Below are 23,344 nucleotides of genomic sequence, written 5' to 3'. Positions count from 1 at the left end.
ATTTCAGCATAAAAGCATAGCTATCTCATGCTTTCTGTGGTATTGTGGTGCTGTCAATGGTAGGCAAATACGCTGTTATTTCGAAGGAGGATAGAAATGATAACAGGATGCCTACAGCAAAAAAATAATACTTATTACGCTGTCCTTTATACAAAAGTGGACGGCAAAAGAAAGACAAAGTGGATTCCCACCGGATTGCCGGTAGAGGGAACCAGTGAAAGAAAAGCCAAAAAAGCCTTTGACCAAATCCGTTTGGAATATGAACGGGAGCAGGAGGAAAAGGAGCGTCGGGCAGCGGAAGAACGGGCCAGAGAACTGATTGAAGGAAAAAGGAACCCGCAGGCGGATGTTCTCTTTATGGATTACCTTCAAAAATGGTTGATTCAAGCAAAACCCACCATATCCAAGACCACGTTTAAAGGCTACCGCACTATGCTGGACAGCCGAATCAGCCGGTACTTTAAAGAACTGAATATTACCTTAGCGGAAGTTACGCCGCAGCATATACAGGATTTTCATCAATCCATTTTTGATGAAGGGTATACGGCAAATACGGTAATTCACTATCATGCGGTGCTTCGCAGGGCTCTGCAGAACGCTGTAAAAAAGGGAATTATCAGCAGCAATCCTGCTGACAGGGTGGACAGGCCGAAAAAGAATGTGTATCAGGCACAGTTTTATTCGGCGGAGGAAATGATGGCGCTGTTCGATGCGGTATCAGATGATCCTTTGGAAGTCTGTGTAAAACTGGCCGCCTACTATGGGCTACGGAGAAGTGAAGTCCTTGGTTTGAAATGGGATGCGATCAACCTTGAACAAAAGACCATCTCCATCAAGCACAAGGTCATTGAGGACACGGTAGATGGCAAAGCGGTGGCTGTCGGCGAGGATGTGCTCAAAACCAAATCCAGCTTCCGCACACTTCCGCTGCTGCCATCCGTTGAAAAAATTCTGTGGGCGGAAAAAGAGAAGCAGGAAATGTACCGCAGAATGTTCAAGCGTTCTTACTGCCGGGACTATCTGGATTATATCTGCGTCGACCAAACCGGAAAGCTGATGCGTCCCAACTATGTAACGGAGCATTTTAGCTGGATACTCGAAAAAAACAACCTGAAGAAAATCAGGTTCCACGATTTAAGGCATTCATGCGCCAGCTTACTGCTCGCAAACGGGATATCCATGAAGCAAATCCAGATATGGCTTGGGCACAGCACGTTCTCGACCACGGCGGATATTTACTCGCATCTTGACTTCCATGCGCAGATCGAATCCGGGCTTGTCATGGATGGCATGTTTGAAAAATCCAAGCGGGAAGAACCTATCGGACTTGAAATGGCTGAGTGATTTTCTACGGACTGCTGAGTCGGAACACGGCAAAGCCTTGTAAAACAAGGACTTTTCAAGCATCCGTTTTCTACAAAAGCAGAAAAAATGCCCTCGAAAGAGGGCGTAGAAAAGAACCAAAAAAGGAAGAGCCTGTTGCGGGCATTGACCGCAAACAGGCTCATGGCGGAGGCGGTGAGATTCGAACTCACGTGCCGATTGCTCGACAACCTGATTTCGAGTCAGGCTCGTTATGACCACTTCGATACGCCTCCATATTCTATTTTAATACACCGAGCCTTTCGAAAAAGTCAAGGCAAAGTGTAGAAAAACCGTAGAAATTGGTAAAAAGCTAAATTTTCAAAATCCCGCAAACCCGCAGAAACTCAAGGGTTTCCCGCATTTTCAAAGCAACTGACCGAGTGGATTTCGAGTCAGGCTCGTTATGACCACTTCGATACGCCTCCATATTCTATTTTAATACACCGAGCCTTTCGAAAAAGTCAAGGCAAAGTGTAGAAAAACCGTAGAAATTGGTAAAAAGCTAAATTTTCAAAATCCCGCAAACCCGCAGAAACTCAAGGGTTTCCCGCATTTTCAAAGCAACTGACCGAGTGGATTTCGAGTCAAGCTCGTTATGACCACTTCGATACGCTTCCCAATGTATGTCAACTCACATGCCGCTCCTCTATCCGTGGATTTTGGAGAGATGTAGGAGAGAGATATTAAAGAAATTATTCAATTTGAACCTGCGGAAAACCGCATGGTTACAGGGCTTTTGCAATACTATCTACCATTCTGGACAGTCCATTTCGAGTCAGGCCCGTTATGACCACTTCGATACGCTTCCATGGATGCCAAACGTTACACAAAAAAGTGCTTGTCGTCCATGCCTATTTATTTTATAGAGAATGTCCGCAAAAGTCAAGCACTTTTATTGACTTAAAGTGATAGGAACGGTACAATAGCATTAAATCTCTGGAAAGGGGCAACAATTGTGAATCAAATTCAAGAGGCTGCGTGGAAAATGGCCTCGCTTTCTGTATATAGAGGCATTCTGGAAAGAAGCGTGCCGGTGGCATTTTTTCGTCTGCTGAACACGGCGCAGGGGGATCGGCCCGAAGCGTTTTTAACAGCCTGGGGAAATCTGATTGCTCTACTCGCACGAAAAAATGCTGACACAAACTTAGCGCAGGCGTTGACTGAGCCTGTTTTGTACGATGAAAACGCATTTTCGGTTGCCGCGGCATCCGGAAAAGAGGTTTCTTCCTTAGTCGAAGCGGCGGCGCTGCGCGATTTGAAAATTCTGGCGGAGCTTTCTGCCCTTACCCCACAGGAAATACTGGCCAAAAGCGCCTTTCCACAGGCGGCGGAGTTGGGCTTGCCCTGCTGGGAAAACGGACAGGTGATCTCGCAGCTGCAGCAAGAGCCGCAGACCTGCCTGACACAGTTGAAAGCCTTTTACGCACAGAACGGCTGCGGCCGATTTGCGCGCAACCGGGCGTTTATCTGGAGGAACGGGGTGCTGTCCCCCGTTCCACACCCCGATCCGATTTTGTTACAGGATTTGAAGGGCTACGAGCTGCAGCGCGGAATGGTCCTGGAAAACACGAGTTCCTTTGTGCAGGGCTTGCCGGCCAACAACTGCCTGCTGTACGGCGACCGCGGTACGGGGAAATCTTCCACCGTAAAAGCGCTGCTGCACGAATTTGCGGCGCTGCGCCTGATCGAGATGCCGAAAGCGGAAATCCCTCATTTTCCCGATCTGGTAGAGATTCTGGCAGGGCTGCCGATGAAGTTTATCGTGTTCATTGACGACCTCTCCTTCTCCCGGCAGGACGACACCTACGCCGCCCTGAAGGCGGTGCTGGAAGGCGGCCTGGCTGCCCGGCCGGAAAACACGCTGATCTACGCGACCTCCAACCGGCGGCATCTGCTGCGCGAAACCTTCTCGGACCGCGAGGGCGATGAAATCCACCGCGTCGACACGATTCAGGAGAGCCTTTCTCTGGCTGACCGCTTCGGTCTTTCCGTGCGCTTTATGCTGCCGGACAAGGCCCAATACCTGGATATTGTGGAGAAGCTTGCCCATCAGCACGGCCTTTCGGAGCATCTGCCGCAGCTTTTGATCGGCGCGGAACGTTTTGCACTCGAACGCGCCGGGCGCTCTCCCCGCTGCGCGCAGCAGTATGTCCGCCTGGCCGAATCCAGAATCCGTCAGGGGAAAAGCATCCTGTAAAATCACATCCTTTACGGCGGCTTCATAGTTTATTTATATTTTTATGTTAACATTTTGTAAAGTGAGGCGCTGATACTATGCTTCTGTAAAAATACAGAAGCATCTGACTTTTCACTCTTTTTTAACAGATGAAGATAAAAAATCAGGGAGGATTGTATGGGACAGTTGAAACGAATGATAGCCGGACTGCTGTCGGCGGTGCTGATTGTTTCCGCATTTACGGGGTGTTCCAGTAAGGGCGACATCAGCTCCGGCGCCGCGAAACAGGATTTTCCCGTGACAATCGGGACCGTGACTTTAAAAAGTGAACCGGCCGGTGTTGCCGTCTTTTCACCGAACCTCGCCGATGTGATTCTTGCGATGGGGTACGAAATCTCTCTGAAAGCAAAATCCAATGACTGTGATCAGGAGGATCTCTCTGTTCTTCCGAATGTGGATCCATCCGACCCCGCCGCGGTAAAGGCGACTGGCGCAACGCTGGCGCTGTTTGGAGCGAACCCGGGCGACGGGATCACCGCAGCGTTGCAGAAGGAGGGCATCCTTTCGCTGATCCTCCCCGCCGCCGCCAGCCGCTCCGACCTGGAACGCCTGTACTCCGAGGTGGGCGCGGCGATTAAGGGCGGTTCCACCGGCTACCAAAAGGGCATTAAAACGGCAAACAATATTTACCTGACGCTTGACGATATTACGCGCGTGATTCCGGAAACGGACTCTCCCGTGACCGTTTGCTACCTGTATGACGCAAAGGGCAAGGCGGCCACCGGGGACATGCTCGCCGGCAAGCTGATTGAAAGCGCCGGCCTGGTCAACGCGTTTGCGGGCAGCAACGGCGGACAGGCCTCCACCGAGGCGCTGACCATCTCGAACCCGCAGTACATCTTCTGCGCCGAGGGTGTGAAAAAACAGCTGCAGGAGTCCGACAAGTACAAAAAGCTGGAAGCGGTTCAGAAAAACCGCGTATATGAAATGAACCCGACGTACATGGAGCGTCAGGGTCGCGGGATGATTCAGGCCGTCAGCTTTATGGCAGGCACCGTTTACCCGGAACTGCTCGAAGGGACTCTCCCCTCCTCGAAGCCGTCCGAACCCGCCTCGTCGGCTCCCGCTTCTTCCGGCGGCAGTTCCTCCTCTTCCAGCAGTTCCGCCACGTCGGGCAAGACTCCGGCTTCGTCCGGACAATCGGCAGGCGCTGTTCCTTCCGGTACCTACAAGCGCGGAGATAAGAGCGACGCGGTTAAGGCCCTGCAAACCCGTTTGGATCAGCTGGGGTACATGTTTACCGCCATCAGCGGCGAATACACCGCCGGCACGGAGCAGGCCGTTAAGGACTTTCAGTACCTGAACGGAATGGAAGTTACCGGCATTGCCGACCCGAACACGGTCGCCAAGCTGAATTCTTCGGAGGCGAAGAAAAGAGAAAGCTAAGCCGGCAAACAAGAACAGCGTTTTCCAAGTAAAGCGATACAAAAAGCCGGACAACATTTTACGAACAACCAAAAAGGCTTGCTGCCTGTGTGATTCACAGACTGCAAGCCTTTTTATTTTGCCGCGACAGCTTTTTTGTATCCCGCCTGACCATTGAGGCGCAATCCATTCCCACCGTCATCCCTGCTTTTATTGCCTTCATGCTAATTCTGCAAACAGATGCCTCATTCGCCAGCTAATTCAACATGGCTCGGAGCTGGGACGGCGTTTTCGCATTGCGATTACTTTGCAACAAAATCCATTACGTCCCGCCGCATACTCAGCGGCACTCCCTTCGTCGGGTATCCCATACGAAACAGCATCTGCACTGTGCCGCCGCTCGGCGCGTAGATCTGCTTGAACTCTGTGTAGGGGCCGTTCATTTCGGGGTATTCCTCCAGAACCTGACTGAGCGGCTGCATAACAAGGCCCAGCGTATGCCCTGTCAGCACCAGCCTGCTGTATAGCATTCCGCTTTCCACCTGAGTCGCTCTGCTGTTGTTCCGCGTGACGATCATTGCGTAAGCCGGTGTGCTTTGAACCGACGCGCGGGCATAGCTGATCACATTGCGGGCGGCAGCTTCACCGGAATTCAAAGACGGAAAAACGGTGAGCATTCCCTGCAAAATATGCATCCTGAGCCCGGACGCGCCCTGACCTTCTACGGAAAAGCCGTAACGGTATTGATTTTTCCGGTACTCGTTGGCGCGGAAAATCGCACCGGATTCCTCCATGACACGGGAAACGCCAGCCTCTGTTTCCGCGCTTTTCAGAGCATACCGACCGATTTTGGAAAGCTCGGCCTGCTCCTGATATACCCGAACAGAGATTCCGGCAGCACCCGAAAGCGATTCCAGGGCGGAGACCTGCGAAGCAGAAAGCCCCTCGGCCCGGTACGGCTCCCGGTTGGTGTCGGGCAGGTACATGGCGCCGTAGAGCGGAATCTCCTGCGGCTGTGCTTTTGCCAATGTGATCTTTGCCACCGGCAGAGTGTCCATGCTGTGGGCAAGGTCATTCTCGTCGTACTCCCCCTCCGGGAAAAGCTCGATTTTGGTATTCCATCCTTCTTTTTCACCGGTCACGGCGACATATTCCAGAAACGTGCCCTGCGAAATCATCATCTGGCGCGCATCGGGGTCCACTTCCTTCGTCATGCGCCTGCTGTCGGCATAAAGATGAAATACCATAGGATCGGAAGGGTCGAGCCGAAGGATCCACGGCTGCATGTTGTGTCCGCTGGCGGCAAGGATTCCGCCGGCCGCAAGGCGTATTCTCGCGTCGCCGTATTGCGCAGCGTACTCCTTTGACCAGGGTTCCAGATAATGCTGTTTCATAAAACCTCCGCTAATGATAAAAAGAGTGGTTAATAAAAAGAGAAACACCCCGGCGATGCCGACCAGCCCTCCGACGAGGTGCTTACGAGTTTTTTTCCTTACCATTTTCGGCTTCTCCCTTGTCTGCAATCAAATGCATCATCATGTCGAAGGCCTCCGTTACAAACTCCTCGGGATCAATGCCGTGGCAGCTTTTTAAATACTCTTTTTTCTTCTCTCTGGTATTAAAAACGCCAACGGTATACGCCCACAAGATCAGCGCGACCTTTTCGCTGTCGAGCCCTTTGCGCAGGCTACCCTCCTGAATGCCCTTTTGTAGCGCCCGCGAAAGAGAACCGAAAATCTGCTCGCCCAACTGGTAGCATTCCTCTACAAGCGCGTCCTTCAGACCGGCGCATTGGGAAAAGTCCCTGGTCTCATATTCCATGATTGCCCTAAAATACGGGGCATGCTCCTGGCTGAACCGGAAGAAGGAAAAGAAGATGCAGCGCAGCTCTTCGACCGCATTTTGAGGATTTTTCTCCCGGAAGCCCGCTTCCAGCATATCGATCAGCAGCCGGTAGCCCCGAATCATGATTTCGTAATAAATCTGCTCCTTGCTGCTGAAATACATATAAACGGTTCGCTTGCTGAATTCCGCCTCCTTTGCAACCTGATCCATCGAGGCATTCTCATAGCCCCTGGAAAAGATAACCCGTTCGGCCGCGTCGATGATATCGCCGCGCCTGAGCTCTTTTTCCTTTTGGCTGCGCTCCTTTCGTCCCATGTTTGCTTTCCCCATTTCACTATAATGCATTTAAATAAACTGTCAGTTTACTTAAATTATAAATCCTCCCCGCCGGTTTGTCAATCGCCTGCATCTAATCATTCGCGATTGCCATGCAGGACTCTGAAAATCCGTCTGAATCAACTGTAGGTATCTGTTTACCGCAATCAGCGGCGAATTCAGCGCAGACATAGAGCGGGCCATAAGGACTTCCAGTATTAGAACACAATAAAGTCACTGGCAGTACTAACCCGAACAGGATTACCAAGCCGGACGTTTCGGGTGCGCAAAAAAGAGAAACAAATTTGGAGCGAATTTTCCATTTTTCTTATTCTTAAACAAACCGGTACGAAAAGGAGCGCTTTGTAGGCGCAGCTATTTTATATAAAAAATATTTACTATTGACTTTAATAAAATTAAAGTATATGCTAAATATAGTTAAAGAAAGGTAGGCGCTTTATGGCAATAGACATTGTTCCTGAATGGATGGTCGGTCTTGATCAAGAGGATGTGTCTTTTATGAAGAACTTTTTGCTGGCTTCGGGATCACTGAAAGAAATCGCCAATCAATACGGTGTCACTTATCCAACCGTAAGACTCCGGCTGGACAAATTAATCCAGAAGATTCAAATAAACGAAGATATTTCTAATGACCCATACATTTCTCTGATCAAGCGGCTGGCCGTTAATGATAAGATCGATTTTGACACAGCTAAGGTTTTGATTTCGGAATATAAAAAACGGAAGGGAGGCGAATAACGTGATCCTTACAACAGTCACATTTTTTCTGGTATTGGTTGTATTGGTGGGAGGCATTTTTCTTCAGATATTCTTATCAAAGAAGAACAGCAAGTGGTTTGGGCTGATCCTGCCGGCAATTGCGTTTCTGAATTCTTTACTGATCATTTTAGGATTGGCTGTATATGATGGAATGAAGGCCGGGGAAATATTTATTCTGGTTGCATCTGCCTTCCTGCTCAGCAATATTCCGACGATTGTTTTGCTTGGCATTTATTTTGGCTGCCGTGAAAAAATGAAGCTTCGTGCGGAGCTTGAAAAAATGAGTATACAGGATCTGAAGTAGCTTGGTGTGAAAGGCAGAATAAAAAATTCGGACATTCACAGAATCCCATGGATTCACCTTCTGAGAAGCTGTACCATATTGAAGCAGTTTGCCATGAAACTGCGGATCCAAGCAGCAGAAAAAAGGACACACCGATCGACTCGATGTGTCCCTCGGATTGTCGAAAGACCCATCCAACGCGTTAAGCGAAGGATGGGTTTTTTGTGTATAAAAAAATAGCGGTGCCACACATGCCGCGTCACCGTTTTCGTAAAGTTCTGTCTTTCGGTGTACTGAGAACGAGAGAGGCATTTCTCACAGATGTAACTTCGGCTTTTGTATTCTCGGTATCCCTCCTATCGTAGTTTCGATTCTACGACAGGAGGTCCTTTTTGTCATTGTCCGTATTAGGCGGTTCGCTTCACCATGCCCTTTGTCGTCTGCCTTTAATAAAATGTTTTTTGACAGTTTTCCGTGCAAAACCGATATTGGCGCACCGGCCTGCCCCGTCCTTCCTTTTTGGCGGAATCGATCTCCTCAATCAGGCCGGAATCCAAAAGCTGTGAAAGAATCCGGTTGCAGCTGCGGACCGTAATATTCAGCCAGCTGGACAGATTGGAGGATGTGATAACGGAATCGGGATCCATCTCAAAAATCCCCATAATGCGCAGCAGGTTCCGTTCGTCGATTCCACTTTGCTGGGAATAACTCTGCACCCTGTAATTGGAATAGCTGTAGCTCAGAGTTGTGGGAGAAGAAAGAGGGCCCGTCAAAATCGGATCCTCGCCATCCTCCACCAGAAAGCCGTCGTTTTTCCCGAACTTGACCGCTTCGTGCAGCGCGACTTCCGCCGAATATCTGGCGGAATCCATCGAATCCCCAATCCCGACCCCCAACCGAAAATGAAATGTGCTGTTGTGAATCAGATAAGTGACCAGGTCTTTCGACAAATGCAGCTTATCCCTCTCCAGCGTTCTCTGTGTGTGAAGCTTAAACCGCTCCTGGCTCGACTCAATGGAAAAATCGAATTCATTGCAGCGCCGAAAATCCACGAGCTGCTTGTACAGGGTGACATTATAATACTCTTTGTCGTGCTCCGTAGCCCCTTCCGGCAAAATCACCTTAATCAAAATGATGATCTGGTAAGTCTCCTCCCCCAAAGACAGCTTCTGCTGATTGATCGCGTCTCGGATCGCATCCGAGATCATCTCCTCCGTAGGGAGAAAATGCTGGTACGGGATCCCGAGCGCCCGGATGGCGTCCAGATTATTCGTGCATCGGGTCAGAATGTAATCGATCTTTCCCTGCTCATAAAGCTCCTTTGGCTGCTGGAGCATTCTGGCGTAGTTATACTCGATCTGATCGTAGCAATAAGGCATTTGCTCCGCCGGAAGATGCTTTCTGAGATTCATGTATTGATTGCCGGGAGTCAAAAAATCAATATAGACCCGATTGAGCGGAATGTTCGGATGCTGTATTAAGAAATTCAGCAAAAGAGAAAGAATATGCGTTTCATTATAAAAAACAAACGTGCAGGGAATCGTCAGATCACTGATGTGATTAATGGCATAATGGTACCCGATTTCACCGCTGAAACAGATGGCGTCGCACTTATCCTTGCAATGAAGATAGATCTCCTGAATATCCTCCTGCCGGTCATAAACATATTTGAGAAAGATACACCCAAAATCCTGTTTTTCAATAACGTCATCAATCGCCGCCATCGATACCCGTGGGCTGATAATGCTGACCGTAATCAATGAAAGCACCCCTTTCCTTGCCTCAAAATTATGCTGCAACCCGAAATTTAAGTCTTTATTTCAAACCACAAATCAATTACAGTGATTATATTATCAAAACGCATTGACTAAGTCAATCAAAAATAGTAATATTTACATTAATTAAAAGACATAATTATTTAAATCTTTAATTAAAAGACACAAATGTCGTAAAAACGATCAAAGGCCGTTCATCCGTTCCTGTCTTATGAGAAGATCTTAAGGCCGAAGGTTAGAAATAATCATACATTCTTGTCTGCTTGACCGTATTCCAAACAAATTTCTTGCTGGCGGCGGCAAAGTTAAATCTACGGTGGAGACAAACAGGATTCAGAGACGGCGCACAAGCATTTTCATTTTTTCAAAGGGAATGGTGGCTGCCGGCTGCGGATTGTACAGGATTCAGATTGCCGTTATGATGGCAATTGCAATCAATCATCTATTTTTTATGAGGAGGAACCACTATGACAAATGCACTTTTTACCGATCTGCTGCAATGTTTGGGGCCTTTAGGAATCTTCTTACTGATTGGAGTATTTCTGCGAGCCAAAATAAAAATATTCCAGCAAACTTTTATTCCCGCTTCCGTTATCGGCGGCTTTCTGTTGATACCCTTGCTTTCCACGCGGCACTGATCTTTATGGCCTGTCTTCTCTCTTACCTGTTTCTGTCTTGGGCAAAGGCCCTCAAAATTCCCGTGCTAGGGAGCATTTCCGTCTGGGCCTACGGTATGATCATCATGTTTGCAATCTGGGGCCTGATGTGTAAATTGAAGATAGATTACATGGTAGACAGTAAAATTAAAAGTAAAATCTCCGGGGCCTTCACAGATTTTGCCGTGATTGCCGCGATCGCCAGCCTGCCGCTGAAAGCAGTTGCCGCTTATATTGTTCCGATTCTGGTAATGGTCGTGCTCGGCTTTATTGTGACAACCGGAATCCTGTTTTTCTTCTGCAAGCGCTTTTTAAAGGGATACTGGTTCGAGCAGATGATCGGTACCTTAGGTATGGCTACAGGTGTTTTCCTTACCGGAGTGCTGTTGCTCCGCATCTGCGATCCCGAACTGGAAAGCCCGGCCCTGGCAAACTATTCACTCTCTTACACAGTTACCAGTATTATTTATTTCGCGATGCTAAATCTGTTTATCGTACTCCCAATTGCCCACGGCGCGTTGGTTACCATGATGGTAGCTTTGGGAATCACAATAGCCGCCCTGCTGTTTGCAACCATTACCAGCCGCATATCCTTCGGGAAGGAATTTAAGGGTAACTAAGGTAGTTTTTAGATCATTACATAAAAAGGGGATTCATTGAATGAATAAAACGCAAATGTACGAATACCTGGAAGAAAAGAAACCGGTTTTAACGAATCTTTCCGATCGGATTTGGGAATACGCCGAAACCGCATTTGAGGAATTCCAATCTGCCGCTCTGATTCAGGATGTTCTGAGAAATCACGATTTTACTGTGGAAGCACCGATTGGAAAAATCAAAACCGCGTTCTGCGGCACTTACGGCAGCGGCCGCCCGGTCATTGGAATACTGGCGGAATTCGACGCGCTGAACGGCCTGAGCCAGAAAGCGCACAGCGCCGTTCAGCAGCCGCTGGTGCACAGCGGGAACGGCCACGGCTGCGGGCACAACCTGTTTGCGGGCGGCTCGGTGGGTGCGGCTCTGGCGGTAAAGGAATATCTGGAGACGAACCATCTGCCCGGAACCATCAAACTATTCGGCTGCCCCGGCGAGGAAGGCGGCTCCGGAAAAGCCTTTATGGCCCGGGAAGGAGTGTTTCAGGGCCTTGACGCCGCCCTTGCCTGGCACCCAATGGAGGTCAACGCCATCTTCGACATCGAATTCCTGGCCAACTACCAGGTGCTGTACACCTTTAAAGGCAAGGCTGCCCATGCGGCGGCGGCTCCGCATTTGGGGCGCAGTGCTCTGGATGCCGTGGAACTGATGGACGTGGGCGCGAACTACCTGCGGGAGCACATTATTTCGGACGCCCGCATCCATTATGCCATCACCAATTCCGGCGGGTACTCCCCCAATGTGGTTCAGTCCTCCGCATCCGTTCTGTATTTGATTCGGGCGCCGAAAACCTTTCAGGTAGAAGAAATCTACCAAAGGATTAATCAGATTGCACAGGGCGCGGCAATGATGACGGGAACCGACGTGCAGATTGATTTTATCAAGGCCTGCGCCGAAGTGGTGCCCAACCGCTTTTTGTCCAATATATTGTACGAGAACCTCAAGCAGCAAAAGCTGCCGGAATACACACCGGAGGAACTGAGCTTTGCGCAGGAAATTGCCAAAACCACGCCGTCTTCGGAGGATCGCGCGCTGGACTCCCTGAACCGATTCAGAGGTTCGCTTTCAGACGAGGAAATCCATCGGTGCGCCGGGCAGCTGCACGGGAAAGATTTGTGCGACATCATCCTGCCGTTCCACAAGGAAGGCCAATGCGCGCGCCTCACCATGTCGTCCGATGTGGGCGACGTCAGCTGGAATGTACCCACCGCGCAAATCGTGACCGCCTGCTACGCGCTGGGTACGCCGGAGCATTCCTGGCAGCTGGTGTCTCAGGATAAGACCTCGATCGGGCATAAAGGGATGCTTCTCGCGGCAAAGACGCTCGCCGGGGCCGCTGTGGATCTGCTGGAAAAACCGGAGCTGGTGGAAAAAGCCCGGCAGGAATTTGAAAAACGCCTGGATGGCCAAACCTACCGCTGCGCGATCCCCAATGACGTCGTTCCAAAGCCAATTCGCCTGCTGGTATGACGCGCTCCCTTTTGATCGTTTCCGCCTGTTTTTCTATCGATTGTACCGAATGCCCAACATAAACTATTCTCTAAACAAAATGCGCCGCGCTCTCCCAAACGGAGGCGCGGCGCATTTTGTTATGGGGGACGCGGCTTTTCTTTTCTTAAAAGCTCTGCATGAATTTGCGCAGAAAGCAACGAAACGCCTTGCACCTGCCTTTCCTCCCATTACAGTTATCATCATAACCCGCCGTTTTAAAACTGCTGTTTTCAAAAAGGTTTCCAACGGGGCAAGCTAAAATGCGGCCCCCTCGAACAGATTGCCGTGAGGAAAAGCGAGTTTATTCCCCTCTCTGTTTCCAAGTTCACATTGATCCAATACAATAACACCAAAGATTTCTCTATGGGAAACCGCCCCGCTCCCTGATTCACCTGCGAAACAGAAAACAACCATGTCCGCAAGGGTGTGCTTGCCCCTGGCCTGTAAAAAGACAAGCACCCGCCCGCCGGCGCAATTTAAGATTGCGTGCCGGTGTTTTATCGAACCTGACGCAACCCTGACACATCCAACCGATGCGCAAAATAAAAGCAGGGCCGCGGCGTTTTTATGACGCTGCGGCCCTGCTTTTATCCGAACGAAACCCCGTGCTGATCCAGAAACTTTTCAAATTTTGCGGCGCTGAAAATTTCATTGGTCACGAATTCACCGTCATAAAAAAAGCCATAGGTGGTAAACGGCGTGGGCGCGGACTGCGCCTGCCCGGTCGTCTCCAGTTTGTGAACACTGATTTCTGCGCCGCGCTCCCTGGCAAGATTCACGATAACCGGAACATACTTGTCAGTGTGAGGGCACTGGTTGGTGTAATACAGCACCATGCCCTTTTCCCCGATTTTCCCCTGCCTTGCGCAGTCCTTGAACCGTGGGAGCGGCGCATCCCCGCTAAACGGCAGATAGTAGAGCACAAAAAAGGGCGCTGCGGTATCTGCCGCCAAAAAGCCTTTGTATTTCAGATAATTCGGGTCGGACAGAAACGGGCGCTTTTTCTCCGAAGCGATCACCGTAATCCCGCGGCAGCCCTTGGACTCGGCGTCCCGAATGCACTCCCGCAGCAATTGATCGGCGTAGCCCTTTCCCTTATACTGCCCCGAAACCCAAAAGCAGTTGACGTGCATATACCCCGGGGCCTCGATGGGGCACCACGCCCGCTCTGCGGGAATGTACTCAATGAACACCTTGCCTCGCGCGTCCAGCTTGCGGAACACAAGGCCATCCGCAAAGCGGTCCTTCATCCACGCTTTTTTGGAGGACACGCAGGTTTCGCCCTTTTTATCGGAGATAGCGCAGCAGATATGCTCGCGCTCGATATTGTCTGCCGTTACCTCAATGATGCGTTCCATCCCTACACCTTCTTTTTGATATTTCTTCGGATATGGATCAGGCGCTTAACGTCCTCCAAAACCGCCGCGTTGGTCACGCCGATCATCAGCCATCTGCCGCCCGCGCTGAAAGCCGTGTTTGAAAACAGCTCCCGCGTATCCCTGCCGCGCAGCGGTATGGTGAGCGCGGCTTCCTCCTTCTTTGCGCGATCACGACCAGCGCGATGAAGAACCCCTGCATCGGGAAGAGGGGGCAAAGGGAGTGCCCGGCTTTTTTGACATTTCACGTTCCAGCCCGGCTGCCTGCCCGGCCCATAAAGCATTTCCCATTCCACAGTAAAACGCCACCCTTATGTCAGCCTGTCGCAGACACGAGGATCCAGACGGGTTCAACCCACTGAGCCGCCTTGCAATCTTTTTCAGGCTCCGCCGATCCATTCCTCGATATGGTTCGCGGCATACTGCTGGGCCTGCCGATGATAAAAATTCTGCCTGTAAGTATTTCCGGCGGAATTGGTTTTTTCCACAGTGACGATGCCATGCTCTTTTCCGAGTGCCGTCGCAACCCGGTTGTTTCTTCCCTCCGCCGTTTCCATTTGCAACAAGCCCTTTTCCATAAAGAAGTTTGCCAGCTTAATTGCAGTGATCTTGTAATCTCCCTTTTGCAGCAGCAAAGAATTGAGCATATCGGCCAGAATCGAAACCGGAACAGCTTTTTCAGACGGAACAAACGACCGCCTGACAGATTCGCATATCTCCTCAACGGACGGCGCGGAATCCGCTGAAGCAGGCAGCGCCGCACCGGCTGCCGCGGCACCATGCTCCGATATGATTTTCAAAAACCGTTCGCCGTAGCGCTGGAACTTTACTTCACCCACGCCGGAAACCGCCAACAGCCCGTCTTTCTCCGTCGGCTTTTTTCTGCACATGTCGAGCAGTGTCGCATCCGAAAAAACAACGAACGACGGCACCCTGCTTTCTTCCGCAATCTGGAACCGCAGCGCTTTCAGCTTTGTGAACAGCTGCTGGTCGATCTCCCCGTAGTACTGCTTGGCTTTCAAATTCCCGGATTTTGCTTCCTTCTGTTCGCGCTCCAATTTGGTCATCACTTTCATCAGGATCGGCTGGTCGGAATTGAGAAGCTCCTTGTATTTCGCTCCCAGCTTTGCGACCGGGAATTCGGTATTCGTAAGGAGAATGTATTCGTTGAGAACCAGATATTGGATGATTTCCCGAATCCGGCTCTGCGGAACCTCTTTCATAATGCCGTAGGTCGACAATTGATCCAAATGAAGCGTTTGTATCCTCTCGCTGCGGCTGCCCCGCAAGGTGTCGATCAGCATCTGGATGCCGTATCTTTCACGCATCCGGCAGATGCACGAGAGGATCTTTTTGCTGTCATCCAATATGTCCACCGTTTCAAAATTCTGCCTGCAGTTACTGCAATTCCCGCAGTAATTGCTCGATTGATCGCCGAAATACCGCAAAATATACGACCGCAGACAATCCATGGTATGGCAATAATAGGTCATTTGCTTGAGCCGCTCCCGCTCTTTTTCTTTAATGAGCTCCAGGGTTTCGGAATCCAGATCATTTTGTTCGCTGGTGTGATCGATTAAAAATTGATTCGTGATCACATCCTGCCCACCATAGAGCAAAACGCAGTCCGCATTTGTGCCGTCGCGCCCCGCTCTGCCCGCCTCCTGGTAGTAACTCTCAATATTTTTCGGCATGTTATAATGGATCACAAAATTCACGTTGCTCTTATCAATCCCCATGCCGAACGCGTTTGTCGCCACCATAATGGTTTTTCTGTCGTACAAAAAATCATCCTGATTGGCCGCGCGTTCGGACTCCGATAACCCGGCGTGGTAGCGTGTGGCGTTATAACGATCGTTCTGCAAATCCTCGCATACCTGCTCCACTGCTTTTCTGGTAGCGCAGTAGATGATGCCGCTTTTATCCGGGTTCCTTTTCAGATAATCGATCACGGCCCGGTATTTGTCCTTTGGCTTCTGCACTTCAAAATACAGGTTTTCTCTGTCAAACCCGGTTGCCGCAATAAAAGGCCGGTTCAGCCTTAATATTTTGACGATATCCTCTTTTACCTCGCGGGTGGCCGTCGCCGTGAATGCGGATATCACCGGCCTTTTCGGCAGCTTATCAATGAACTCGGTAATCTTTAAGTAGCTGGGCCGGAAATCCTGTCCCCATTGAGACACACAGTGCGCCTCATCCACCGTAACCATCGTGATGCCCGCCGATCTTGCAAATGAGACAAAGTCGTCCACATCCAACCGTTCGGGCGCGACATAGATGATTTTATATCTCCCGTTCCGTGCATTCTCAATGGCCTTATGCGTCTGATTCACGCTTAGGGAGGAGTTGATGTAGGCGGCCGGAATTCCATTCGCGACCAGAGACTGCACCTGGTCTTTCATCAGTGAGATCAAAGGGGAAACCACAATCGTAATGCCGTCAGAAAGCATGGCCGGGACTTGAAAGCAGAGGGACTTGCCGGCGCCGGTCGGCATAATCCCTAAAACGTCATCCCCGTGAACGATGTGGTCAATTAAGGCCTCCTGCCCCTCCCGAAAGCCAGTGTACCCAAAATACTGCTTTAATATTTGTTCCTTGGAAAACATAGTTTAAGATCCTTTTTGATTATTTTTGCGTACAATCGAGCTGAAAGAAAAGCGGGCCGCTGTTTCTATCCTCCGCCATTCCCGTCCGAAACTGAAGGGGCAGGCGGAGGAAGGAGCCGAATCCGCCATCACACGGCGGCCAGAAAGCTAGGCTTTGACGGCCCACCTCAATTTTGCTGAGCGGGCGCGGCTGTTTCTATTGCATTCCTCTGCCGACGGCCGGATTACCTCAGTTGAAATCTCACGGTAGACGCCTTCCCGCAGAAAGGCTTTAAAGGATTTTTTGACAAGCCTGTCCTCTCCCGAATGGAATGACAATATGGCGACACGCCCGCCTTTCGCGAGAACGTTCGGGAGCTTTTCCAAAAACTCATACAACACTTCAAATTCGCTGTTCACATCAATGCGCAGAGCCTGAAAGGTTCTTTGGCAGGATTTTTGAACCGCTTCTTTGCGCTGATCCTTTGGAAGAAACCGAAGAGCGTCTTCCACCACCTGCCGGAGCTGAGTCGTTGTGGAGATATCGACTCCTCGCTTCTGTTGGGAGGCGATCGCGCCCGAGATCTGCGCGGCGTAGGGTTCATCCGCATTCTCGACGAGCATCCCCTCTATTTCTTCCCGCGTCATCTCTTTTAAGCGCTGCGCGCCGGATATCCCCTTTTCGGGATTCAGCCGCAAATCCAACGGCCCCTCTTTTTTATAGGTGAACCCTCTGTCGGGATTATCGATCTGCATGGAAGACAAACCCAAATCCGCCAATACAAAATCAAACGGGCCCGCCTCGGCAGCAACCTGATCCACATCGGCAAAATTCATCAGCTTTACCGTTAGCAGGTCCGGGCCGTACCCCAAACGCTGTAAGCGCTCTTTGGTCTTCTCCGATTCAATCGGATCCGCATCCAGGGCGTACAGGTGGCCCTTTGATTCCAGGCGCTTGAGCATTTCCAGTGTGTGGCCCCCATACCCCAGGGTTGCGTCCAAACCGGTTTGCCCCGGTTTGATTTGCAGGAATTCCAGTATTTCTTTCACACAAATAGAAATATGCATTCCCGCGGGGGTATGGCCTTTTTGAATGATCTTCTCTACGGTATCCGCATATTTTTCCGGTTGAAGTTCCTTGTATTTTTCGTTAAAGTTTCTCGGGTGGGTTCCTTTGTACCGAACACGCCGTTGGTGCTTCTGCTCTGGCTGCTCCATTGGATGCTTCTCTGCCTTTCTGTTATTCTTAGCTTCATTCCTACACTGCGTCGAATTTTCATGGGATAACCTTCTGAAAAGCCGCGCAGGGGTGTTCCTGCACGGCTTACAAGCGACAGCTGAATCATTTTTGTGGGAAAGGCACTTGGCCGACCGCTGTCTTATTATACTAAATATCATCCTTTTATTCAACCGAGCGCCCCGAAGAATCCCTCTGATCTTTGTTTTTGTTTCACACATGCGCCAATTTTCACAATGGATAAAAGTGGGGTTTGTGTGCTTGTTCGGGAATCCATATTCTGTATTGCGCCGTACCTGGATCTCATGGACTTTTCTGTATTTGCGCAGTCCTTTTTTAAAAATCAGGCTATTTGTGTGAAACCATTGTTCTTTCCAAAGAATGTACGATTGGTGAAAATTTCTTTGGGCATCTTTTATTTTTTAATTTCACCGTCTGGATGATATCGTTATAAGTTAAGAACAAAAGTAAAAACTTGTAGGAATCATTTTACATTGCCTGATATTTTATTGTAAAAGGGCACAGCCGTTTATTTGACACCCCCTACGCGTTTTGCTATCATTCTAAAGGTCTGGATTGACATGATCAGCTTAAGAAAGAGGGAGTCAATTGGTTCACTTGGTAACGGATTACGCGGCAGATTTAAAAAGAGAGTTTAACGGATATGGGCCCACAGCGCTGCGCAAGGATTTCCTTTCGGGGATTACCGTTGCGGCTGTTGCTTTGCCGCTGGCATTGGCCTTCGGTGTGGGCAGTGGCGCAGATGCCGCGGCCGGCCTGATTACGGCTATTATTTCTGCCTTTCTTATTTCCGCTCTTTCCGGAGCATCCTTTCAAATCTCTGGCCCCACCGGCGCCATGACAGCCATTTTGGTTCCTTTGGCGTCCCGCTACGGATTAGACACCTTATTTGCTGCGTCTTTATTGGCAGGCATTATGCTGATACTGGCAGGGCTTTTCCATTTGGGGAACCTGGTGTATTTTTTACCCTCCCCTGTTATTTCGGGCTTTACCTCCGGTATTGCCATCATCATTGCGCTGGGACAGGTGGGCAATTTATTGGGAGTCACCCTGACAGGGAACAACGCGCTGGAGCGTGTGGCCTCTATGGTGCACAGGGGAGTAACCCCCAACTGGTACTCACTGGCAATTGGACTGTTTGTAATTGTTCTGATGATCCTCTGGCCTGCCAAACTGGGTGCCAAAGTACCGGGCTCTTTGGCGGCGGTGATTACCGCCACGGTGCTTTCTGCGGTATTTGAACTGCCCGTGCAGGCCGTAGGCGCGATTCCCCAAACACTGATACACGCCAGCCGCCTGACCCTTACCTCCTTGTCGCGGATGGAACCCGAGGTTATTTTACTGCCCGCCGTCAGCATTGCGGTACTTTGTATGATTGAAAGCCTGTTATGCGGCGCGGCAGCAGGGCGTATGAAGGGAGAGCGGATGAATGCCGACCGGGAGCTGGTGGCCCAGGGCGTGGGCAATCTGTTCCTTCCCTTCTTTGGCGGTGTTCCTTCCACGGCAGCCATTGCCCGAACCAGCGTGGCCATTAAATCGGGCTGTCAGAGCAGATTAACCGGCATTATACAGGGTGCGGTTCTGTTGTTGTCCATGTTTTTACTCAGTCCCCTCATGTCCCGAATCCCCATGGCGGCGCTTGCGGGTGTGTTAATGGTCACTGCGTGGCGCATGAATGAATGGGAAAGCATACGGTATTTATGTATTCACAAATTCAAAGGCGGCATTTCAAAATTTGTGATTACCATGCTAACCACTGTGCTGTTCGACCTGACCATTGCCATTGTGGTGGGAGTGCTGTTCTCCATTGCCATCTTTGTGATTCATATTTCCAATCTGCAAATTTCTGTCAGTGAGCTGGATTCCAAACGGTTAGAGCTGCCCACAGAGGCCAGCCGCCATATTCAGGTAGTATATATTACCGGCGCCGTCTTTTTCGGCTCACTGGAGCAGTTGGAAACCGGGCTGGCTCAGGCAGATGCAGATGTGCTGATTTTGTCTATGCGCGGCGTACCTTTTATTGACACCTCCGCCGTTGCGTTTCTGCTGGATTATTGCCGGGAACAGCAAAACAAGGGGGTTACCGTCTTGTTTTCCAGTATTCAGCCAACAGTAAAAGAGATGCTGGACCGTGCCGGGATTACAGATGTGGTGGGCTCTGATTCCTATTACTTCAACGCAAAGGACGCTATTTTATCTCATTTTCAAGAATAAAAGAATGCCGCGCAGCAGAGCTTTTTCTATGGTAGCCGATGGCGAAAGCCAAGCGGGATTTGTTGGCGGAAACGGCAAACAAAGGATCGCTTTTTACGGCCATCCCTCGTTTCATTTTAGCTCAATAAAAACATAAACCCGAACGCTTCACCGATAAAGTGAATGTTCGGGTTTTGTGCGTTTGGTGCGAGTGTTCATAACGACAAACTCGGGAACCCACATAAAATAAGGCTTTCGGCATCATGCAAACGAATATTAGAAAAATTTATTACCGAAATCTTTGAAAGCTTGACAACGGGAAAAAAGCAGCTATAATAATGACAACAAGTTGTCTTTTTGGGAGTCTAATATGAAACAATACTATTTGCAGCAAATTTTTTCCACAATATTTTATCTGTCCAATAAAATCCAGACTGAAGGGGATAAGCTAGACGACAACATTACGGTTCGGCAGTGGATGACGTTATTGGCTATCCTACATTTACCGGAGGGCAGAGCAAATTATAACCAACTTGCCGACATGATGGGGTACTCGAAACAAAACGCCAAAAAGCTTGTTACAGTCCTTGAAAGAAAAGGATTTGTCAAAATCGGAAAAAGCGACACCGATCATCGTGCGGTTCAAATTCAGGTTTCGGAAAGTTGCAAAACCTTTTTGCGTAATTATTACGAAAGAGGCAATTCATATATAGATGGCATATTTAAAGATTTTGATGAGAATGAGTTGCAAGCATTATGGAAGCTCTTGAGGAAGCTTGCAAGTTATGACGGAAGTGATTGGCTTGGCTATGACAAGCAGGTTCCAATCGATTAATGAAAGAGGTATGAAGATGAGTAGAAATTGTGTCATAAAGATCGTTCCGGAGAAATCCTTTATCGACGAACGGGTTGATATTACAATCAGCGGGCTGCGGAAAAATCAACAGATTATTCTGCGCGCTGTGAGCGAGGATTATTATTGCATCAACGCCGGTATGATGGAGCAGGGTCATAATACAGTTTGGGAGTCTTATGGAGTTTTTACCGCTGATGACAACGGCTTTCTTTCTTTAGGAAATGTGGCGCCAAGCGATGGGACATATCAATCCTGCGATGCAATGGGACTTTTCTATTCGATGAAAATCAAAAAGCTGTGTAAAGCAAAGCCGCCCAAAAGATTATCAGAAGTGAGTGAAAACCGAAGTTATCATATCCTCTTTACCGTAGAAGCTGATGGTAAAGTTCTGGCCTCTGAAAAGCATATCAGGCAGTTCTGTGATAAAACGGTAAAGAGCGAAACCATTGTGCAAAAAGGCCTGGTTGCACGCTATTTTACACCTGGCGTCATCGAGAAAAGACCTGCCGTAATTGTTGTAAGCGGCAGTGAGGGGCGAATTGAAAAAGCTCAGGCCATTGCTGAGGTTTTAGCTAGACGGGGATACTCTGCGCTGGCGGTTTGTTATTTCGGAATGGAAGAGACTTTACCGAATCTGAATCGCATTCCGCTTGAAATAATAGAGAAAGCCATCGGCTGGCTGAAAAGTCAAGATACCGTCGACGAAAAGCGCATTGGAATCTATGGGCGATCCAAGGGTGGAGAGCTTGCTCTCGCAGCAGCCTCAATTTTTCATGATCTTACCTGTGTGGTTGCGAACACGCCGAGCTGTTATGTTTATGAAGGGCTAAAAAACGGAATGCCCTCTCAGCAATCATCGTGGACTTATCGCGGAGATGAATTTCCGTTCCTGAAATTTTCCTTTATAATTTTGCTTCGGATGATCATTAAAAAAATGTTGGGAAAAAAAGACCTTGTACGGTGGATGTATCAGCAGGTAATCGCGGGTGCCCAGACGGATAAAGCCGACATCGCTGTAGAAAAGATCAACGGCCCGATTTTGTTTCTTTCCTCGCAAGCTGACGCAATATGGCCGTCTCTACTACATTGTCAAACAGCTGTAAATAGATTGCATAATAAAAATTTTCAGAACCTTTACAAGCATTGTACATATGAAAAAGCTGGGCATATGCTCACTTTACCATATCAATCAATCTCAAGTTTGAAGAAATGCAATGGCTATCTAGAAGAATGGAAAAAAGCATGTCTTGAGAGTTGGAAACAGACAACAGTTTTTTTGGACAAATGGGGTCATAATGCATAACAGCCTTATGCGCTCAAGTTGCAAAACAAAACAGGCTGATATCATCAGCCTGTTTTGTCGTTATGAACACTCGAAGTTCATCTGTAGTGATATTCACATACTCCTGTTGCTACTCCTGCCCTGTGTTAGTATTTTTATCAACTTGCTGATGATTAAAAAGTACACACAGACTGCAACCAGAACACCTGTAATCAACAGTTTAATGCCTGTTTCGGAACGTCCCGATTGAAAGGCATCAAAAGCTGCCAAACCACAAACAACCACTAATCCTAAATAGATAAGTACAAAAATAATCATCAGAACTCGGCTCGCAATTCTAATGTGCTTACTGACTTCAGGTGCATCGGAAAAACCCACTACGCAAAGCAAACCAAATTCCAATAACATTGTCACCCAAATCAATATGCTGCTACGATCACCCATAAAAATTAGAAGGGCAGCAATTACGATCAGACTAATCATTACGATGATACTCAGTTTTCTATTGCTTTTCACAGTATTTGTACATTTATCAAGATGATTTATTATTTCATCATCGCCCTTAAGCAGTTCATCAAGGCTAATTTCGTAAAGGTCGCTTAGTTTAATGATACTGATGATATCGGGGTATGATTTTTCATTCTCCCAATTTGAAATTGTCTGTCTGGATACTTGAATTTCATCAGAAATTCTTTCTTGTGTAAAGCCATGCTGCATTCGGGCCTCCTTGAGTTTTTTTCCTATGTTCATAGAACCACCTCCTGTCAAAATGATGCCAAAAAAAGACTCACTTGTCCATCAATATGCTTTTACAGTAGCAAAATGGGTTGTCAAAATTCTTTTACATAACCGTTCAAACCGTTTTATATTCCAAAATCATCAAATTCAAAGGTCAGAGTCTGATCAGATAAAAAGGCATTGGTTATCCTGCAATCGTGCATATGAAATCCCCTTTGGGATAATCCCATTTGGGTTAAAGAAACATCAAATAATTGCAACATTGCTGAACCTCCGAATATTTAATATTTA

21 protein-coding genes and 1 tRNA gene are annotated in these 23,344 nt (G+C 48.9%); 12 read left to right on the top strand and 10 right to left on the bottom strand.

Going from position 1 to position 23,344, the window contains the following annotated elements:
- Nucleotides 1–156: 156 nt before the first annotated feature.
- Nucleotides 157–1,344: a tyrosine-type recombinase/integrase gene (locus G340_RS0106455; protein ID WP_456151860.1), complete on the top strand. Its 1,188-nt coding sequence runs from the start codon at nucleotides 157–159 to the stop codon at nucleotides 1,342–1,344.
- 163 nt (nucleotides 1,345–1,507) lie between these two features.
- Here G340_RS0106455 and G340_RS0106450 read toward each other — a convergent pair.
- Nucleotides 1,508–1,598: transfer RNA gene (locus tag G340_RS0106450), tRNA-Ser, on the bottom strand.
- Nucleotides 1,599–2,320: 722 nt separating this feature from the next.
- Here G340_RS0106450 and G340_RS0106445 point away from each other — a divergent pair.
- The 3 genes from G340_RS0106445 to G340_RS17840 all read left to right on the top strand — a co-directional run bounded on the left by G340_RS0106445 (nucleotide 2,321) and on the right by G340_RS17840 (nucleotide 5,226).
- Complete coding sequence (locus G340_RS0106445) at nucleotides 2,321–3,562, top strand: ATP-binding protein (RefSeq protein ID WP_326522341.1); 1,242 nt, start codon at nucleotides 2,321–2,323, stop codon at nucleotides 3,560–3,562.
- Between the two features lie 156 nt (nucleotides 3,563–3,718).
- Nucleotides 3,719–4,987: a peptidoglycan-binding protein gene (locus G340_RS0106440; RefSeq protein WP_020072838.1), complete on the top strand. Its 1,269-nt coding sequence runs from the start codon at nucleotides 3,719–3,721 to the stop codon at nucleotides 4,985–4,987.
- A gap of 89 nt (nucleotides 4,988–5,076) precedes the next feature.
- Complete coding sequence (locus tag G340_RS17840) at nucleotides 5,077–5,226, top strand: hypothetical protein (RefSeq protein WP_154653121.1); 150 nt, start codon at nucleotides 5,077–5,079, stop codon at nucleotides 5,224–5,226.
- 42 nt (nucleotides 5,227–5,268) lie between these two features.
- On the opposite strand, the gene G340_RS0106435 is transcribed toward G340_RS17840, so the two are convergent.
- The gene (locus G340_RS0106435) at nucleotides 5,269–6,360 is read right to left on the bottom strand and encodes an Acg family FMN-binding oxidoreductase (RefSeq protein WP_326522340.1); all 1,092 of its coding nucleotides are present in this window, start codon (nucleotides 6,358–6,360) and stop codon (nucleotides 5,269–5,271) included.
- Between the two features lie 82 nt (nucleotides 6,361–6,442).
- On the bottom strand, nucleotides 6,443–7,126 hold the full coding sequence (locus G340_RS0106430; protein ID WP_020072836.1) for a TetR/AcrR family transcriptional regulator: 684 nt from the start codon (nucleotides 7,124–7,126) through the stop codon (nucleotides 6,443–6,445).
- Nucleotides 7,127–7,585: 459 nt separating this feature from the next.
- On the opposite strand from G340_RS0106430, the gene G340_RS0106425 reads away from it, so the two are divergent.
- Both G340_RS0106425 and G340_RS0106420 read left to right on the top strand, forming a co-directional pair.
- Nucleotides 7,586–7,885, top strand: coding sequence for a DUF2089 family protein (locus tag G340_RS0106425; protein ID WP_020072835.1), 300 nt, complete (start codon nucleotides 7,586–7,588; stop codon nucleotides 7,883–7,885).
- Nucleotides 7,886–7,931: 46 nt separating this feature from the next.
- Nucleotides 7,932–8,210 carry a hypothetical protein gene (locus tag G340_RS0106420; protein ID WP_326522339.1) on the top strand — a complete coding sequence of 93 codons (279 nt, stop codon included), beginning with the start codon at nucleotides 7,932–7,934 and terminating at the stop codon, nucleotides 8,208–8,210.
- A 425-nt stretch (nucleotides 8,211–8,635) separates the two neighbouring features.
- Here the strand turns inward: G340_RS0106420 and G340_RS0106415 are convergent, their stop codons facing one another.
- Nucleotides 8,636–9,958 (bottom strand): hypothetical protein, encoded by a 1,323-nt coding sequence (locus G340_RS0106415; protein ID WP_154653120.1) that lies wholly within the window; start codon nucleotides 9,956–9,958, stop codon nucleotides 8,636–8,638.
- 427 nt (nucleotides 9,959–10,385) lie between these two features.
- Between G340_RS0106415 and G340_RS16485 the strand changes: the two genes are divergently transcribed.
- The 3 genes from G340_RS16485 to G340_RS17835 are packed head-to-tail and all read left to right on the top strand — an operon-like array spanning nucleotide 10,386 to nucleotide 13,024.
- Nucleotides 10,386–11,240 carry a sodium/glutamate symporter family protein gene (locus tag G340_RS16485; protein ID WP_326522338.1) on the top strand — a complete coding sequence of 285 codons (855 nt, stop codon included), beginning with the start codon at nucleotides 10,386–10,388 and terminating at the stop codon, nucleotides 11,238–11,240.
- Nucleotides 11,241–11,280: 40 nt separating this feature from the next.
- Nucleotides 11,281–12,744 carry a M20 family metallopeptidase gene (locus G340_RS0106405; RefSeq protein WP_020072830.1) on the top strand — a complete coding sequence of 488 codons (1,464 nt, stop codon included), beginning with the start codon at nucleotides 11,281–11,283 and terminating at the stop codon, nucleotides 12,742–12,744.
- Nucleotides 12,662–13,024, top strand: a complete 363-nt coding sequence (locus G340_RS17835) for a hypothetical protein (RefSeq protein ID WP_154653119.1) — start codon at nucleotides 12,662–12,664, stop codon at nucleotides 13,022–13,024. The genes G340_RS0106405 and G340_RS17835 overlap by 83 nt, the downstream gene beginning before the upstream one ends.
- A 328-nt stretch (nucleotides 13,025–13,352) precedes the next feature.
- Here the strand turns inward: G340_RS17835 and G340_RS0106395 are convergent, their stop codons facing one another.
- The 4 genes from G340_RS0106395 to rsmH all read right to left on the bottom strand — a co-directional run bounded on the left by G340_RS0106395 (nucleotide 13,353) and on the right by rsmH (nucleotide 17,944).
- Nucleotides 13,353–14,123 carry a GNAT family N-acetyltransferase gene (locus tag G340_RS0106395; protein ID WP_020072828.1) on the bottom strand — a complete coding sequence of 257 codons (771 nt, stop codon included), beginning with the start codon at nucleotides 14,121–14,123 and terminating at the stop codon, nucleotides 13,353–13,355.
- A gap of 2 nt (nucleotides 14,124–14,125) precedes the next feature.
- The gene (locus G340_RS17070; RefSeq protein WP_326522353.1) at nucleotides 14,126–14,425 is read right to left on the bottom strand and encodes a DUF3788 family protein; all 300 of its coding nucleotides are present in this window, start codon (nucleotides 14,423–14,425) and stop codon (nucleotides 14,126–14,128) included.
- A gap of 96 nt (nucleotides 14,426–14,521) precedes the next feature.
- Nucleotides 14,522–16,747 (bottom strand): DNA helicase RecQ, encoded by a 2,226-nt coding sequence (recQ, locus tag G340_RS0106385; RefSeq protein ID WP_020072827.1) that lies wholly within the window; start codon nucleotides 16,745–16,747, stop codon nucleotides 14,522–14,524.
- Between the two features lie 147 nt (nucleotides 16,748–16,894).
- Entirely contained in the window at nucleotides 16,895–17,944 is a 1,050-nt protein-coding gene (gene rsmH, locus G340_RS0106375) for a 16S rRNA (cytosine(1402)-N(4))-methyltransferase RsmH (protein ID WP_020072825.1), read from the bottom strand.
- A 628-nt stretch (nucleotides 17,945–18,572) separates the two neighbouring features.
- On the opposite strand from rsmH, the gene G340_RS0106370 reads away from it, so the two are divergent.
- From G340_RS0106370 to G340_RS0106360, 3 genes are all read left to right on the top strand, one after another.
- The gene (locus tag G340_RS0106370; RefSeq protein WP_020072824.1) at nucleotides 18,573–20,198 is read left to right on the top strand and encodes a SulP family inorganic anion transporter; all 1,626 of its coding nucleotides are present in this window, start codon (nucleotides 18,573–18,575) and stop codon (nucleotides 20,196–20,198) included.
- A 349-nt stretch (nucleotides 20,199–20,547) separates the two neighbouring features.
- Nucleotides 20,548–21,012: a MarR family winged helix-turn-helix transcriptional regulator gene (locus G340_RS0106365; RefSeq protein ID WP_020072823.1), complete on the top strand. Its 465-nt coding sequence runs from the start codon at nucleotides 20,548–20,550 to the stop codon at nucleotides 21,010–21,012.
- On the top strand, nucleotides 20,963–22,336 hold the full coding sequence (locus G340_RS0106360; protein ID WP_326522337.1) for an acyl-CoA thioester hydrolase/BAAT C-terminal domain-containing protein: 1,374 nt from the start codon (nucleotides 20,963–20,965) through the stop codon (nucleotides 22,334–22,336). The genes G340_RS0106365 and G340_RS0106360 overlap by 50 nt, the downstream gene beginning before the upstream one ends.
- A gap of 93 nt (nucleotides 22,337–22,429) precedes the next feature.
- On the opposite strand, the gene G340_RS17455 is transcribed toward G340_RS0106360, so the two are convergent.
- Both G340_RS17455 and G340_RS17830 read right to left on the bottom strand, forming a co-directional pair.
- Nucleotides 22,430–23,065, bottom strand: coding sequence for a helix-turn-helix domain-containing protein (locus tag G340_RS17455; protein ID WP_020072821.1), 636 nt, complete (start codon nucleotides 23,063–23,065; stop codon nucleotides 22,430–22,432).
- A gap of 113 nt (nucleotides 23,066–23,178) precedes the next feature.
- On the bottom strand, nucleotides 23,179–23,316 hold the full coding sequence (locus G340_RS17830; protein ID WP_020072820.1) for a hypothetical protein: 138 nt from the start codon (nucleotides 23,314–23,316) through the stop codon (nucleotides 23,179–23,181).
- Nucleotides 23,317–23,344: the final 28 nt, after the last annotated feature.

It is taken from the genome of Faecalispora sporosphaeroides DSM 1294 (assembly GCA_000383295.1).
In the GTDB taxonomy this organism is placed as follows: Bacteria; Bacillota; Clostridia; order Oscillospirales; family Acutalibacteraceae; genus Faecalispora; species Faecalispora sporosphaeroides.
Note: the sequence above shows the minus strand (reverse complement) of the source record. Positions and strands in the feature narration are given on the sequence as shown.

Excerpts from the sequence above, each read along its gene's own strand:
- G340_RS0106440 (WP_020072838.1), top strand. The coding sequence starts at position 3,719 with ATGGGACAGTTGAAACGAATGATAGCCGGACTGCTGTCGGCGGTGCTG.
- G340_RS0106435 (WP_326522340.1), bottom strand. The coding sequence starts at position 6,360 with ATGAAACAGCATTATCTGGAACCCTGGTCAAAGGAGTACGCTGCGCAA.
- G340_RS0106430 (WP_020072836.1), bottom strand. The coding sequence starts at position 7,126 with ATGGGACGAAAGGAGCGCAGCCAAAAGGAAAAAGAGCTCAGGCGCGGC.
- G340_RS0106425 (WP_020072835.1), top strand. The coding sequence starts at position 7,586 with ATGGCAATAGACATTGTTCCTGAATGGATGGTCGGTCTTGATCAAGAG.
- G340_RS16485 (WP_326522338.1), top strand. The coding sequence starts at position 10,386 with ATGGCAATTGCAATCAATCATCTATTTTTTATGAGGAGGAACCACTAT.
- G340_RS0106405 (WP_020072830.1), top strand. The coding sequence starts at position 11,281 with ATGAATAAAACGCAAATGTACGAATACCTGGAAGAAAAGAAACCGGTT.
- G340_RS0106395 (WP_020072828.1), bottom strand. The coding sequence starts at position 14,123 with ATGGAACGCATCATTGAGGTAACGGCAGACAATATCGAGCGCGAGCAT.
- G340_RS17070 (WP_326522353.1), bottom strand. The coding sequence starts at position 14,425 with ATGCTTTATGGGCCGGGCAGGCAGCCGGGCTGGAACGTGAAATGTCAA.
- recQ (WP_020072827.1), bottom strand. The coding sequence starts at position 16,747 with ATGTTTTCCAAGGAACAAATATTAAAGCAGTATTTTGGGTACACTGGC.
- rsmH (WP_020072825.1), bottom strand. The coding sequence starts at position 17,944 with ATGGAGCAGCCAGAGCAGAAGCACCAACGGCGTGTTCGGTACAAAGGA.
- G340_RS0106365 (WP_020072823.1), top strand. The coding sequence starts at position 20,548 with ATGAAACAATACTATTTGCAGCAAATTTTTTCCACAATATTTTATCTG.
- G340_RS0106360 (WP_326522337.1), top strand. The coding sequence starts at position 20,963 with ATGACGGAAGTGATTGGCTTGGCTATGACAAGCAGGTTCCAATCGATT.
- G340_RS17455 (WP_020072821.1), bottom strand. The coding sequence starts at position 23,065 with ATGAACATAGGAAAAAAACTCAAGGAGGCCCGAATGCAGCATGGCTTT.
- G340_RS17830 (WP_020072820.1), bottom strand. The coding sequence starts at position 23,316 with ATGTTGCAATTATTTGATGTTTCTTTAACCCAAATGGGATTATCCCAA.